At 53.2% G+C, this 14,953-nt stretch carries 13 protein-coding genes; 6 read left to right on the top strand and 7 right to left on the bottom strand.

The features are described from left to right. The first annotated feature begins 201 nt into the window (after window positions 1–201). Window positions 202–1,413, top strand: a complete 1,212-nt coding sequence (gene gltS / locus ACT3RT_RS19740; protein ID WP_396132702.1) for a sodium/glutamate symporter — start codon at window positions 202–204, stop codon at window positions 1,411–1,413. Window positions 1,414–1,447: 34 nt separating this feature from the next. On the opposite strand, the gene recG is transcribed toward gltS, so the two are convergent. From recG to gmk, 5 genes are read right to left on the bottom strand one after another with little or no spacing between them, the layout of a single operon-like run. Beyond that, a complete protein-coding gene (gene recG / locus ACT3RT_RS19745; RefSeq protein WP_496203614.1) occupies window positions 1,448–3,529 on the bottom strand; it encodes an ATP-dependent DNA helicase RecG in 2,082 nt (693 codons plus the stop codon). After that, window positions 3,526–4,224, bottom strand: coding sequence for a tRNA (guanosine(18)-2'-O)-methyltransferase TrmH (gene trmH, locus ACT3RT_RS19750; protein WP_396132704.1), 699 nt, complete (start codon window positions 4,222–4,224; stop codon window positions 3,526–3,528). The genes recG and trmH overlap by 4 nt, the downstream gene beginning before the upstream one ends. A 5-nt stretch (window positions 4,225–4,229) precedes the next feature. Beyond that, window positions 4,230–6,335: a bifunctional GTP diphosphokinase/guanosine-3',5'-bis pyrophosphate 3'-pyrophosphohydrolase gene (gene spoT / locus ACT3RT_RS19755; protein ID WP_034794480.1), complete on the bottom strand. Its 2,106-nt coding sequence runs from the start codon at window positions 6,333–6,335 to the stop codon at window positions 4,230–4,232. A gap of 19 nt (window positions 6,336–6,354) precedes the next feature. Further along, complete coding sequence (gene rpoZ, locus ACT3RT_RS19760) at window positions 6,355–6,630, bottom strand: DNA-directed RNA polymerase subunit omega (protein ID WP_034794481.1); 276 nt, start codon at window positions 6,628–6,630, stop codon at window positions 6,355–6,357. Window positions 6,631–6,684: 54 nt separating this feature from the next. Then, the gene (gene gmk / locus ACT3RT_RS19765) at window positions 6,685–7,308 is read right to left on the bottom strand and encodes a guanylate kinase (protein ID WP_353503809.1); all 624 of its coding nucleotides are present in this window, start codon (window positions 7,306–7,308) and stop codon (window positions 6,685–6,687) included. 199 nt (window positions 7,309–7,507) lie between these two features. On the opposite strand from gmk, the gene ligB reads away from it, so the two are divergent. After that, on the top strand, window positions 7,508–9,313 hold the full coding sequence (gene ligB / locus ACT3RT_RS19770) for an NAD-dependent DNA ligase LigB (protein WP_496203615.1): 1,806 nt from the start codon (window positions 7,508–7,510) through the stop codon (window positions 9,311–9,313). 17 nt (window positions 9,314–9,330) lie between these two features. Here ligB and ACT3RT_RS19775 read toward each other — a convergent pair whose 3' ends face one another. Further along, window positions 9,331–9,948, bottom strand: coding sequence for a trimeric intracellular cation channel family protein (locus tag ACT3RT_RS19775; protein WP_034794484.1), 618 nt, complete (start codon window positions 9,946–9,948; stop codon window positions 9,331–9,333). A gap of 369 nt (window positions 9,949–10,317) precedes the next feature. On the opposite strand from ACT3RT_RS19775, the gene ACT3RT_RS19780 reads away from it, so the two are divergent. Continuing rightward, window positions 10,318–10,938, top strand: a complete 621-nt coding sequence (locus tag ACT3RT_RS19780; protein WP_353503811.1) for a TetR/AcrR family transcriptional regulator — start codon at window positions 10,318–10,320, stop codon at window positions 10,936–10,938. Between the two features lie 151 nt (window positions 10,939–11,089). Then, on the top strand, window positions 11,090–12,364 hold the full coding sequence (gene fabF / locus ACT3RT_RS19785) for a beta-ketoacyl-ACP synthase II (protein WP_353503812.1): 1,275 nt from the start codon (window positions 11,090–11,092) through the stop codon (window positions 12,362–12,364). 72 nt (window positions 12,365–12,436) lie between these two features. On the opposite strand, the gene ACT3RT_RS19790 is transcribed toward fabF, so the two are convergent. Further along, entirely contained in the window at window positions 12,437–13,300 is an 864-nt protein-coding gene (locus tag ACT3RT_RS19790) for a YicC/YloC family endoribonuclease (protein WP_034794491.1), read from the bottom strand. Between the two features lie 205 nt (window positions 13,301–13,505). Here ACT3RT_RS19790 and rph point away from each other — a divergent pair, with 205 nt between their 5' ends. Together rph and pyrE are read left to right on the top strand one after the other, a co-directional pair. Continuing rightward, the gene (rph, locus tag ACT3RT_RS19795; RefSeq protein ID WP_100935162.1) at window positions 13,506–14,222 is read left to right on the top strand and encodes a ribonuclease PH; all 717 of its coding nucleotides are present in this window, start codon (window positions 13,506–13,508) and stop codon (window positions 14,220–14,222) included. Window positions 14,223–14,304: 82 nt separating this feature from the next. Then, entirely contained in the window at window positions 14,305–14,946 is a 642-nt protein-coding gene (gene pyrE, locus ACT3RT_RS19800) for an orotate phosphoribosyltransferase (RefSeq protein ID WP_353503813.1), read from the top strand. Window positions 14,947–14,953 lie beyond the last annotated feature (7 nt).

The following is a 14,953-nucleotide window of genomic DNA, read 5'->3' on the forward strand; positions in this document are numbered from 1 at the left end:
TCATGAAAACCTTTCCAAAAGCAATCGATTGCTAAACCAATTTTTTGAGAGAAAACGCTAATTTTCGTCGCACGTTGACACTGTTTTTCTTGCACTGAATTGCCTATCTGACTTCTAATTCCCTCTCAAGAAAACAACAGCGATCCGGAGTTCTTATAACTCAATAATAATTATGGATTTTTGCACACATGGAGCATTTCAATGATTCATCTCGATACCTATGGCACGCTGGTCGCCGCGACGTTAGTCCTCCTTTTAGGCCGTAAGTGCGTCCAATCAATCTCTTTCCTTAAAAAGTACACCATTCCCGAACCCGTTGCGGGCGGTTTGCTGGTGGCTTTCTTACTTTTACTTGCTAACCAACTCTTTGATTGGGAAGTGAGTTTTGATATGTCGTTGAAAGAACCGCTGATGTTGGCCTTCTTCGCCACCATCGGCCTGAATGCCAACCTTGCGAGTTTGCGGGCGGGAGGTAAGGCGCTGGCCTTGCTGGTATTCGTGGTGCTCGGGTTACTGCTGCTGCAAAACGCCATCGGCATTGGCATGGCGAAACTGCTCGGTCTCGACCCGCTGATGGGCCTGCTGGCTGGCTCTATCACCCTTTCCGGCGGGCACGGAACGGGGGCGGCGTGGAGCAAGCTGTTCGTAGAGAAATACGGCTTTGAGAATGCCACCGAAGTCGCGATGGCCTGCGCCACCTTCGGCTTAGTGCTGGGCGGCATTATTGGCGGCCCGGTAGCGCGCTATCTGGTGAGCCACTCTTCGACACCCAACGGCACGCCGGACGACGCGGCTGACCCTAGCGCATTCGAAAAACCGGCCGTCGGGCGCATGATAAGCTCAATGGTTCTGCTGGAAACCATTGCCCTGATTGCTATCTGCCTGACGGCGGGCACTCACGTTTCCAAGCTGCTGCAAGGCTCGGCCTTCGAAATCCCGACCTTTGTTTGCGTGCTGTTCGTCGGGGTTATCCTCAGTAACCTGCTGGCGTGGTTGGGGTTCTATCGCGTCTTCGACCGCGCGGTTTCCGTACTGGGTAACGTCAGCCTTTCGCTGTTCCTTGCGATGGCTTTGATGAGTTTGAAGTTGTGGGAGATGGCGTCGTTGGCGCTGCCGATGATGGCAATCCTCGGCGTTCAGACTCTGTCGATGGCACTGTACGCGATTTTTGTGACTTACAGGGTGATGGGGCGTAACTACGACGCGGCGGTACTGGCGGCGGGACACTGTGGCTTTGGTCTGGGAGCAACGCCGACCGCGATCGCCAACATGCAGGCGATCACCAACCGTTTTGGCCCGTCGCATTTGGCGTTTCTGGTGGTTCCAATGGTAGGAGCATTCTTTATTGATATCGCGAACGCGATTGTCATCAAGCTGTTCTTACTGCTGCCTATTTTCCCAAGCGTGGCGTGATGTGATTGAGTGCCAGGGACGGCACTTAACTCATCTAGGCGTTGGTGTAGCGCACTCTTTCAGGCAGCCAGCGCTCAATCAGCGCGTGTGCATGTTGCGGGAACTGCTGTTGCAGGTAACGCGCAATGCGCTGCACTTCGGGGATCATCGCTTGATCGCGCAGTAAGTCTGCCACTTTAAACTCTGCACTGCCGGTTTGTCGGGTGCCCAGTAACTCGCCCGGCCCACGAATTTCTAAATCTTGTTGAGCAATCACAAAGCCGTCGTTGCTATCGCGCAGCACTTGCAGGCGAATCTGCGCCGTTTTGCTCAGCGGCGTTTTATACAGCAGCACACAGTGCGAGGCGACAGCGCCACGGCCGACGCGCCCGCGCAACTGGTGAAGCTGCGCCAGACCTAGTCGCTCAGGGTTCTCAATAATCATCAGGCTGGCATTTGGTACATCAACCCCTACTTCAATCACCGTGGTGGCGACCAGTAATTGCACTTCGCCCTGCTTGAAAGCCAGCATTACCGCCTGTTTTTCTTGAGCTTTCATTCGCCCATGAACCAGCCCAATTTTTAGTTCGGGCAGGGCTTCTTTTAAGCCTTCCCACGTCGCTTCGGCAGCCTGGGCTTCCAGCATTTCCGACTCTTCAATCAGCGTACACACCCAGTAAGCCTGACGATTTTCCTGCTCACAGGCGCTTTTCACCCGCGCAATGATATCGCTGCGGCGAGTGTCTGGAATGGCGACCGTGGTCACCGGCGTTCGGCCCGGCGGCAGTTCGTCGATGACGGAGGTATCAAGGTCGGCATAGGCAGTCATCGCCAGCGTTCGCGGGATGGGCGTGGCGGTCATGATCAGCTGGTGCGGGTGGAATCCCTGCTGTTTGCCTTTTTCCCACAGCGCCAGACGTTGATGAACCCCGAAACGGTGCTGCTCATCGATAATCACTAAGGCGAGAGAGGAGAAGAGGACCTGCTCTTGAAATATGGCGTGCGTGCCGACGACCATGGAAACTTCGCCGCTGGCGATAGCCTCTTGCTGAGCCTGGCGGGCTTTGCCTTTCTGCTTTCCAGCGAGCCAGCCCACCTTAATACCCAGCGGTTCGAACCACTGGCGGAAGTTATTGGCATGCTGTTCGGCCAGCAGCTCCGTCGGCGCCATCAGCCCAACCTGTTTACCTTGCGCAATGGCGCAGAGCGCGGCCAGTGCGGCAACCAGCGTTTTACCCGAGCCAACGTCGCCCTGAACCAATCGCATCATCGGGTAGTTTTTGGCTAAGTCCTGTTCGATTTCGGCCACCACGCGCTGCTGCGCGCCGGTAGGGCTGAAAGGCAGCGAAGCCAAAAACTTATCTTTCAGGCGGTCATCGTGCTTAAGCGGCAAGGCTTTATAGCTTTGAGTGCCGGCCCGGACGGCGAGCATGCTGAGGTTATGAGCGAGTAACTCCTCCATAATCAGCCTGCGCTGCGCGGGGTGCTGGCCTTTTTCCAAATCGGCTAACTGAATATCTGGGGGCGGCCGGTGCAGAAGATGCAGGGCTTTCGGCAGTGAAATCAGCGTCCGGCTGAGTTCATCGGGCAGCAGTTCGGCAATCGGCACGGTGTCGAGCAGCTCAAGGGCTTGATCGGTAAGTTTACGCAGGGTTGCCTGGCGGATACCTTCCGTCGTCGGATAGACCGGAGTCAGAGACTCTTGCAGCACGACTTCGCTGTTTTCGCCCTGAATACGATATTCAGGGTGAATGATTTCTGCGCCGATGGTGCCACGCTTAATCTCGCCATAGGCGGTAACGCGCCTTCCGGGAGCGAGGCTGTTTTTCATCGCCGCATTGAAATTGAAGAAACGCAAAGTGACCATGCCCGTGCCGTCACTAATCTGGCAGGTCAGCATTCGGCGTCGGCCAAAGCTGATGTCGCTGCGCAATACTTCCCCTTCTATGGTCGCAAAAATGCCCGGAAGCAGGTCATTGATGGCATAGAGGCGGGTGCGATCTTCATAGCGTAGGGGAAGGTGGAGCAGTAAGTCCTGAATGGTTTCGAGGCCGAGTTTAGCCAGCTTATCAGCCTGACTAGCCCCAACGCCGGAAAGCGACGTCAGAGGGATGGCATCGAGCAGGCGGCCCTTCATCTTCTTTTAACCGTCATTTGCATTGCGGACCACCATTCGTCATCAGCCACGATTTGCCCGGTTTCGTCGATCAGCGGGCGAGGAAGTTTTTTGCGTTTCGCGACGTTAGATAATACAGGATAACCCCCCTCAAAAAGCAGGCGCTGCTGCTCTTTGTGAGCTAACGGACTGATTTCACGCTGATACATCCCGGCATTTTGCCGCTGGCGCTGTGCTTCATACAGGATGAGTGCAGAGGCGACGGAGACATTCAGCGACTGAACCATGCCCACCATGGGGATAACGATATCGCTATCGGCTAACGCTAAGGCTTCGGGGCTGATACCGGTTTTTTCCTGACCGAGCAGAATGCAGGTCGGGCGAGTGTAGTCGATGGTGCGAAAGTCTACCGCTTTGTCGGAAAGGTGAGTGGCCAGCACTTGCATCCCTTTCGCTTTCATTTTGGCGACGGCGGATTCAATGGTTTGATGAGTTTTCACCTGCACCCAGCTGTTACTTCCGGCAGCGGAGGAAACCAGCGTACGCATGCGACTTGAGGGCCAAACCGCGTGGACTTCGTGAACGCCAACGGCATCTGCCGTGCGGATAACCGCAGCGATATTATGCGGCTTATGCACTTCTTCCATGCATACCGTCAGGTCTGGCTGCCGGGCTGCAAGCATTTCGCAGATGCGCGCATAACGTTCAGGAGTCATGACGGCTAGTTTCGATTACGGCTGACTTTAATCACGTCCGGCATGATACGGATTTTGCGCATGATATTTGCCAGATGCACGCGGTCGCGGGTCGTCAGGCGAATAAAGGCGCTGTAAACCCGGCCATCTTTTTCTTCGGTACTCAGACTCTGAATGTTCGACTGGGCAGCATTGATAGCAGCCGTCAGGTTCGCCAGCGCGCCCTGATGATTGAACATATCAACTTTGATTTCCGCGATAAACTCTTGGTCTGTTTCTTGGTCATCCCAATCTACAGCCATGAATTTCTCAGGCTCTTTCTGGTATCCGCGAATGTTACGGCAGGATTCGTGGTGAATAACGAGACCTTTACCCGGGCTGACGTGGGCAATAATCGGGTCGCCAGGAATAGGGCGGCAGCACTTCGCGAAGGTGATCAGTACGCCATCTGCGCCTTTGATTGGCAGATTGCGCGTGCCGCTGCTCGCCATAGACGACTGGTCGCCCATGAGATTTTTGGCAACCACCACGCTCATGGCATTACCCAAGCCGATTTCAGCCAGCAGGTCATCCATCGCGGTGAGCTTCATGCGATCCAGCTCGTTTTTGATGTTTTCTGGCGGCAGGTCGGAAATCTTTTTACCACTACCCAATGCGTGATTGAGCAACCGGCGACCGAGTGAAACGGAGTCATCACGTTTCAAGTTCTTGAGCATTTGGCGGATTTTGGCGCGAGCGCGTGAGCTCACCACAAAGTTTAACCATGCCGCATTAGGACGCGCGCCAGGTGCCGTAATGATCTCGATAGTCTGGCCGCTGGTCAGTGGTTGCGAAAGCGGGTAAGGCTGTCTGTCGACGCGCGCACCGACACAGGCGTGGCCGATGTCAGTGTGAACTGCGTAGGCGAAGTCGACAGGCGTCGCGCCAGCAGGCAGTTCAACAATGCGGCCTTCTGGGGTGAAGACGTAAATTTCATCAGGGAAGAGGTCTGATTTTACGCTTTCAATGAATTCGAATGAGTTACCGGCACTTTGCTGGAGCTCAAGCAGGCTTTGCAGCCAGCGCTGGGCGCGGATCTGCGCCGTCGTGCTATTTTCACCATTCTCTTTGTAGGCCCAGTGAGCGGCAACACCCATTTCGGCCATCTGGTCCATATCTTCGGTACGGATTTGCACTTCAACTGGCACGCCGTGCGGGCCAATGAGTGAAGTATGCAGAGATTGATAGCCGTTGGCTTTTGGAATGGCGATGTAATCTTTGACTCGGCCCGGGCGCGGTTTGTACAGGCTATGAGCCTGGCCTAAGACGCGGTAGCAGGTGTCGAGTTCTTTGACGATGACCCGGAAAGCATAGATATCCATAATCGAATGGAAGCGCTGCTCTTTCAGGTGCATCTTGCAGTAGATAGAATAGAGGTGCTTTTCGCGACCACTCACCCGACACTGAATTCCGGCTTCGGTCAGACGCCCTTCAATTTCAGAAAGTATCTTCTGAATCATCTCTTTACGATTACCGCGAGCGGCTTTCACCACTTCTTTAATGACGCGATAACGGTTTGGATACAGGGCTTCAAAACCTAGCTCTTCGAGCTCAGTTTTCAGATGGTGAATACCCAAACGGTGCGCCAGCGGGCTGTAAATTTCCAGCGTTTCGCGGGCAATACGGCGACGTTTATCCGGGCGCAAAGAGCCCAGCGTGCGCATGTTATGGGTACGGTCGGCGAGTTTGATCAGAATGACGCGGATGTCTTGCACCATCGCCATGATCATTTTGCGGAAGTTTTCCGCCTGCGCTTCTTTCTTATCTTGGAACTTCAGCTTGTCCAGCTTTGAAACGCCTTCGACCAGTTCGGCAACGCTTTTGCCGAACAGTTGCTCCATATCCTGATATGTCGCAGGCGTGTCTTCGATGACGTCATGTAATAACGCCGCCATCAGAGTCTCGTGGTCGAGCCTCATTTCAGCCAAAATACAGGCTACCGCTACCGGGTGAGTAATGTAAGGTTCACCGCTCGAGCGAGTCTGCCCCTCGTGCGCGTCCCGCGCGACGAGGTAAGCCTGCACGAGGCGCTTGATTTGCTCCTCTGGCAGGTATTTTTGAATCAGTTGATTCAGGCTTTCAAAGATGTACAAGTGAGATCCGTTTCGTTAATTAACGACGGCCTTCAGCGATGGCAGTCACTGCCTGAATCTCTGCGGCTTCCTGCTCTTGTTGCTCCTGACGATCGCGAACGTCGAGGATCTGATTAGTAATCAAACCTTCTTCGATTTCACGTAGGGCAATAACAGTGTATTTATCGTTTTCTTCAGCGACCAGTGGATCTTTACCACCAGATTGCAGCTGGCGTGCGCGACGAGCAGCCACCAACACCAGGTCAAAACGGTTACCAATTTTCTCTACAGCGTCTTGAACAGTTACGCGTGCCATATATGTGCTACTCCACAGGGTGACGAAAGACTGGGCATAATACTGAAAGTGACTTCAGTCTGCCAATAGTTTGGTGATTAATCCGTCATGGCGAAGCTTTTGACGGCTCAGACGCAGACGTTCGGCGCGAATAATGGTTTTTAAATCCGATAAAGCCAGATCAAAATCATCGTTCACAATTAAATAGTCGTACTCAGCAAAGTGGGTCATCTCCGCGACGGCTTGCGCCATGCGTTTAGCAATGACTTCTTCGCTATCCTGTCCGCGGCCACGCAGGCGGCGATCCAGTTCGTCTTTCGACGGCGGCAATACAAAAATGCTGCGCGCTTGCGGCATCTTTTTACGAATTTGCTGCGCGCCTTGCCAGTCGATGTCCAAAAACACGTCAACGCCTGATGCCAGAACTTGCTCAATCGCTTCGCGCGAAGTTCCGTAGTGGTTACCGAAAACTTCAGCGTGTTCGAGGAAAGCATCTTTAGCGATCATCTCGCAGAATTCTTCTTTCGAGACGAAGAAATAGTGTTCTGCATGTTTCTCTCCCGGGCGAACTGCGCGAGTCGTATGGGAAATGGAAACTTGAGTATCGTAAAGAGGCTGAGTTTTCAGCAAAGCCTGAATCAGACTTGATTTACCTGCTCCACTGGGTGCGGAGATAATATATAGCGTGCCTTGGACCATGATGACGTTTCAACTGAATAGGTTGATAGGAAGTGTGCGAAGAGTGATCTTCCGCACAGTATACACGCTAGCCGCTTCTGGTGCAGCGTTGAGACGTATTTCATCGCAACATCTGTGGATAAAACAGCGCTAAAAGTCATTTTTCCACGATGGATTCCAAATTTTTTTCCTGTTGCAGCAACAAAGTCGAATGTCAGGAATGCATATCGCAAGCTTATTCATCGGCGATGGCGGGACAAAGCAGTTCGGTATCTACTCACTGGGCTTAAGTCAGGCCCACAAGGAGGTGCCGATGCGCTGGATAGTTAAATTGCTGCTCTTGCTGTGTTTTCTGCCAACCCAGAGTTTTTCCAGTTGCCCAGACTGGCCTCAGTCACGATTAGACCTCGAAACTCAGGCGCTGACCGAGCAGCTATTACATTGGGATACGCGTTATCACCAATATGGGCAGAGCCTGATAAACGACGCGACCTACGACAGTTTGCGCCATAAGCAGAGTGACTGGCTGCGATGCGCGGGCCGGCCACTCTCTGAGGCTAACCCACCGCGCGACGCCTCTTCAGCCTCAAGCCCTCTGATTCAGCATCCTTTTGCTCATACCGGATTGAAGAAGCTGCGCGACGAATCGGCTCTGGCTCGCTGGATCATTGGTCGTCAAGACCTTTGGGTGCAGCCGAAAATAGACGGTGTTGCTGTGACTTTGGTTTACCAGAAAGGAAAGCTGATTTCTCTAATGAGCCGTGGCGATGGCCTGATGGGGCAGAACTGGACATCCAAAGCGGCATTTATTCCCGCTATTTTGCCGAAGATTGCCGACACCCGCGAACAGTTGACTCTGCAAGGTGAGCTGTTTCTGCTGATGAACGGTCATCAACAGAAAGAGTCGGGGGGTGTGAATGCTCGCTCGAAAGTCGCGGGTGCCATGATGCGCCATTCTCCATCAGCGACCTTAAGCCAGTTGGGACTGTTCATCTGGTCTTGGCCGGATGGGCCGAAAACAATGGAGGTAAGGCTCAGCGAGCTGACAAAATTAGGTTTCCCTCTCGCGGAATCCTTTTCCCAGCCAGTGACCACCTCTCAGGATATAGCCCACTGGCGAGAGGCGTGGTTCAACCAGCCTTTGCCTTTTGTCACAGACGGCGTGGTGGTGAGGCAGGGGCAAGAACCCGCTGGCCGCTATTGGAAAAATAATACGGCAGACTGGGCAATTGCCTGGAAATACCCGCCCGAGGCCCAGCTTGCCGAAATCAGGAGTATTGAAACGCTGGTCGGCAGGCGAGGCAAACTGACGGTGATCGTGCATCTCAAAGCGATAAAGCTTGATGACAAAAGGGTCACAAAAGTCAGTATTGGTTCTCCACAGAAGCTTCGGGAGTGGGATCTCGCGCCGGGCGACCACGTTTCTATTGTTCTGGCCGGGCAGGGTATACCCGTGCTGGAGAAGGTTGTTTGGCGGGTGAAGCAGCGGCCTAACTCAGATGCTATCCTCATGAACGATTACACGCCGCTCACCTGCTTTAAACCCACGGCGGGCTGCGAGCAGCAATTCCTATCTCGCCTCACATGGCTGAGTGGCCCGAACGCCTTAAAATTGAGAGGGCTGGGGGAGGCCACTTGGCGGTCACTGATGAATGATAAGAAAGTGACGGATTTGGCAGATTGGTTGAGTCTGACGCCTGAGAGCATTGCTGCATTGCCTGGGCTAGGTCCGAAGCAGGGGCAGAACATTTATGCTGAGTTGCAACTCGCTAAACAGAAAACCTTCAGGCAGTGGCTTTCGGCCATTGGCTTCCCCACCTTTGCACTGAACGTGGCTGCAACTCAGAAGCACTGGCGGGAAGTTGAAAGCCTGACGGCAGAAGGTTGGCAAAAATCGGTGGGAATTGGCAAAAAGAGAGTCGGGGATATTTTAGCGTTCATCCATCACCCAGACGTCCAAGAGTTGGCTGAGTTTCTGGGCCAACAGCGCATACCTGCCTTTGATTTGGCAGGTATGCCCGAATAGCAATTGAGTTGGGTTTCTCAGTGATCGGAATGCGGATAGTTAAATACCGGCAGCCCCAGACGGAAACGCAGGGCGATCAGACGGGCAATAAAGCCAACCAGCAGGGTGATAATTACCACCAAATTGTGTGGCAAAGAGAAGTACTGCAAACCGATGTATATCCAAGCCGACGCGAAGGAAATACCGGCATAAATCTCTTTTTGGAAAACCAGCGGGATCTGGTTGCACATCATATCGCGCAGTACGCCGCCGAAGACGCCGGTTATCACCGCACACACCGAGGCTATGATGGCGCCGTGCCCCATATCCAACGCAACTTGGGTACCTATAATAGAAAAGACCACTAGGCCAAGGGCGTCTAAAACCAAGAACAGTCGGCGCAGGTGACGCATCAGCGGCGCGAGGAAAGTTGTCAGCAGTGCCGCTGCCGCCACAATCACAATGTACTCAGGATGCTTCACCCAGCCCAGCGGGTAGTGGCCCAGCAGCATGTCGCGGACCGAACCGCCGCCAATGGCGGTCGCCGCAGCGATGATAATGACGCCAAAGGTATCCATTTTGCGACGTCCGGCCGCTAAGGCACCTGTCATCGCTTCGGCTGTAATACCAATGATATAAAGAACGGTAAGCAACATAGTTTTCGCTGGTCTTAAAAAAGGTGAAGTGTGGGTCGGCGCTCAGAGTAGAGAGGTTTGATTGTTTGAGCGATTGAGTTTTTCTGACAGATGGCTCATCGGATTATAAAAAATAATCCGTGGGCACAGATAATCCCTTTCTTTAAAAGGATACACAAAGATTGGTCCATCTTCACATTAGAAATAATAAATCGAAATTTTATCCCGATAGGCTGACCTAATCCCCCTTCAATCAACTTCCATAGTGCCTTTTGCACTTTACCGGTAGCGCAAAGTCGCTGTGCAGGTTACGATTATTAAAAATCATCACTCATAACATTGATGTTTGGTGTTGCCTTGAGTTACTGACATGCTCGTCTGGAGGAATGCATGAAACCTGAAAATCCAGTTGCGTTAACGCAGCGCGGACCAGCTGAACATGAAAGACGTGAGCAGATAATCAATGCTGCTTTTGACCATTTTCGTCATTTTGGATATGCCAAAACCTCGGTGGCCGACTTGGCTAAGGCGATTGGTGTCTCAAGTGCCTATATTTACAAGTTTTTCGAATCAAAACAGGCGATTGGCGAGGCGGTCTGCTCCCAGCGTGTAGGGCAGATTGGGCTGGCATTGCGCGAAATTGCTGACAGCGACCAAACTGCCACTTTGCGCTTACGCACCATCTTTAAAGCCTTGATGACGAAAAGCCTGGATTTATTCTTTGAAGACAGAAAGTTGCATGACATTGCCGCCGTAGCTGCAGCCCAGCATTGGAAATCTGCCCTTAACCATCGCGCGGAGCTTTACAGCATTGTTCAGCAAGTGGTAACAGATGGCCGCGAGTCTGGAGAGTTTGAGCGCAAGACACCTTTAGATGAAGTCTGTCTGGCGATAACCAGCGTGATGACGCCTTTCTCCCACCCGTTGATGCTTGAGCAAAAAACGCCTGAACAACTGGAAGAACGCGTGATAGCTATCACAAGTTTAGTGCTGCGCAGCCTTTCGAATTAAGAAAGGATACAAAAATTTGCAGGTTACGAGTTTACAAAATCGTAATTCATCACATACTGTCACTCAAGGTGACAATAATCCCGCCGACGCTGGTTTGCGATAAAAAACCGGCAAGGCAATATGAACTTTAAGAACGAAAGAGGAACGTTTTATGACTCATCGTCGAGTGGTTATTACCGGCATGGGGGCTGTGAGTCCTCTTGGCTGCGACATTGAAACCATCTGGAAGCGTTTACTGGCTGGTCAGTCAGGCATCCGCGTTTTACCTGATGAAATCGTAGAAACCCTGTCTGTGAAAATTGGCGGTCAGGTCTTAACGAAAGAGCAGGACCCGGAATCAGGCTTTGATCCCGATGAATCAGTCTTGCCTAAAGACCAGAAAAAGATGGACCGTTTCATTCTTTTTGCGATGGCCGCAGCAGATAAAGCCATTGCAGACTCCGGCTGGAAAGCAGAAACCGCAGAGCAGCAAGAGCGCACCGCAACCATTATTGGTTCTGGTATCGGCGGCTTCCCGGCGATTGCTAACGCCGTGCGCGTGAATGACAGCCGTGGTGCTAAACGCTTGTCGCCTTTCACTATTCCTTCATTCTTGGTTAATCTGGCCTCTGGCCAAGTTTCGATTAAACATCAGTTTAAAGGCCCAATTGGCGCGCCGGTAACGGCTTGCGCAGCTGGCGTTCAGGCTATCGGCGATGCCGTGCGTCTGATTCGCAACGATGAAGCAGACGTAGCCCTTTGCGGTGGCGCGGAAGCAGCCATCGATACTGTAAGTCTGGGTGGTTTTGCTGCAGCCAAGGCAATGTCCTCAGGCCACACCGATCATCCTGAAAAAGCCTCTCGCCCGTTTGATAGCGCGCGTGATGGTTTCGTGATGGGCGAAGGCGCAGGCATGCTGGTGATTGAAGAGCTGGAACATGCGAAAGCCCGTGGTGCAAAAATTCTGGCAGAAATCGTCGGTTACGGCACCAGCGGCGATGCATACCACATGACATCCGGCGCCGAAGACGGCAACGGTGCTGGCCGCGCAATGAAAATTGCTCTGCGCCAGGCTGGTTTGCAGCCATCCGACATCCAACACCTGAATGCGCACGCGACGTCGACTCCGGTGGGCGATCTCGGTGAAATTAACGCCATCAAAACCCTGTTCGGCACCGACGGCAAGCTGGCGGTAACCTCAACTAAATCTGCAACCGGCCACCTGCTGGGCGCGGCGGGCGGTCTTGAAACCATCTTCACCATTCTGGCTATTCGTGACCAGATCGTGCCACCAACGCTGAATCTGGACAATAAAGACCCGGCAGCCGAAGGTTTGAATATCGTTGGCAACAAAGCTCTGCCATACGCGATCAACTACGCGCTCTCCAACGGTTTCGGCTTCGGCGGTGTTAACGCCTGCGTGCTGTTAAAACGCTGGGAAGACTAAGCAAAACTGAGCTTTACACATGAAGCAGATATGAAAAAGCCCGCGAAAGCGGGCTTTTTGTTGGGGGCGAAATCACTCAATATTCTGAATCTGCTCGCGCATCTGCTCGATCAGCACTTTCAGCTCGATGGCTGAGGTGGTGACGTCAGAATTGATGGATTTGGAAGCCAGCGTGTTTGATTCGCGGTTGAACTCTTGCATCATGAAGTCCAGACGGCGGCCGACGGCTTCTTCCTTTTTGAGGATTTTATGCGTTTCTTTTACATGCGCATCAAGGCGGTCCAGCTCTTCTGCCACGTCTACGCGCTGAGCCATTAACACCAGCTCCTGCTCCAGACGGGTGTTTTCCAGCTGAACTTGCGCATCTTCCAGTTTACTGACCAGACGCTCGCGCTGCCATTGCAGCACGTTTGGCATCTGGGCGCGCACTTTGACCACTTCAGCACTGACGCCGTCGAGGCGCGTTTCAATCAGCGTCTTCAGGGCGGCGCCTTCGCTTTCGCGGGCAGTGATGAAATCGTCGATGGCGGTTTCCAGCGCAACCAGCAGTTCATTGCTGATCGCATCTAAATCTTGCTCTTCGGCCAGCATTACGCCCGGCCAGCGCAGGACTTCTAGCGGATTGATTTCGCCTTCGTCGCTCTGCATTTTGACCCACTGGGCGGCGGCAACCAGCTGTTTAGCCAGTTTTTCATTCAGTTGCAGGGTGCTTTGTGCGCTTGGGTCGAGATCAAAACGCAGGTTACATTCGACTTTCCCACGGGTCAGGCGGGAGCGAAGACGCTCGCGGATCACCGGTTCGAGGCTGCGGAACTGCTCTGGCAGACGGATGTAGGTTTCGAGATAACGTTGGTTCACCGAGCGGAGTTCCCACGCTGCGCTGCCCCAGTCGCCCTTGATTTCACGTCGGGCATAAGCGGTCATACTACGGATCATGTCTGCGTACCTGTTGATGTAAAGATGGAGCGATTATAGCTTCCGTGGGCGGGTCATGATAGGCATTCCCTGAAACCCGCGCGCATATTCAGGCTCTTTATACAGATATTATCGGGCGATTTACTCACTAGCCCGCCAGATGCAACGCGAGTGAATTTCTGTATAATGCGCAGCCAAACACGATTCGCGACCCGGAGATCAACCCATGCGTCCAGCAGGCCGAAATGCACAACAGGTGCGCCCCCTGACACTGACCCGTAACTATACCAAACATGCTGAAGGTTCAGTTTTAGTGGAATTTGGTGATACCAAAGTGCTTTGTACCGCCACGGTTGAAGAAGGTGTTCCGCGCTTTCTTAAAGGCCAAGGGCAGGGTTGGATCACTGCCGAATACGGCATGTTGCCGCGCTCTACCCACACGCGTAACTTCCGTGAAGCTGCTAAAGGCAAGCAGGGCGGGCGTACGCTTGAGATCCAACGCCTGATTGCTCGCTCGCTGCGCGCCGCCGTAGATTTGAAAAAGCTCGGCGAATTCACCATCACGCTCGACTGCGACGTTTTGCAAGCTGACGGCGGCACCCGTACTGCTTCTATTAGCGGCGCCTGCGTGGCGCTGGCCGACGCGCTGAATGCGCTGGTTGCCGCTGGCAAGCTGAAAGCCAACCCAATGAAAGGTCTGGTGGCGGCAGTGTCAGTGGGTATCGTTAAGGGTGAAGCGCTGTGCGACCTCGAGTATGTAGAGGACTCTGCGGCTGAAACGGATATGAACGTAGTAATGATGGAAGATGGCCGCATGATTGAGGTGCAGGGCACCGCAGAAGGTGAGCCGTTCAGCCATGAAGAGCTACTGAGCTTGTTGACCCTCGCACGAGAGGGAATCGACACTATCTTCCAGGCGCAGAAAGCGGCGCTAGCGGAATAATTTTTAAGGCGACTGAGAAGTCGCCTTTTTTATGGCCTAAAGGCCGACGACCGACTGAGAACAGAGTAGACAGGAGACCCCCATGAAAGCTTATCAGCGCCAGTTTATTGAATTTGCATTAAACAAACAGGTTTTGAAGTTTGGTGAATTCACCTTGAAATCAGGCCGAATCAGCCCGTACTTCTTTAATGCCGGTTTATTTAATACTGGGCGCGATTTGGCGTTGCTGGGCCGTTTTTATGCCGAAGCCTTAATGGATTCTAAAATCGATTTCGACTTAGTATTTGGCCCAGCCTACAAGGGTATCCCGATTGCGACCACCACCGCCGTGGCGCTGGCCGAGCATCACGACCGAGACGTGCCTTACTGCTTTAACCGTAAAGAAGCCAAAGATCACGGCGAAGGCGGTTTGCTAGTGGGAAGCCCGTTGCAGGGCCGAATCATGCTAGTAGATGATGTGATCACCGCCGGAACGGCGATCCGTGAATCCATGGAGATTATCGCGGCGCATCAGGCCACTCTCGCGGGCGTGCTGATTTCTCTCGACCGCCAAGAGCGCGGCCGTGCCGATATTTCTGCGATTCAGGAAGTCGAGCGCGACTATCATTGTAAGGTGATTTCGATTATCACTCTGCAAGACCTGATTGCTTATCTGGAAGAGAAAACGGAGATGGCCGACCATCTGGCCGCCGTGCGTGCTTACCAGCAGAAGTACGGGGTCTAAACTCTAT

Source organism: Ewingella sp. AOP9-I1-14, from assembly GCF_052375995.1.
In the GTDB taxonomy this organism is placed as follows: Bacteria; Pseudomonadota; Gammaproteobacteria; order Enterobacterales; family Enterobacteriaceae; genus Ewingella; species Ewingella allii.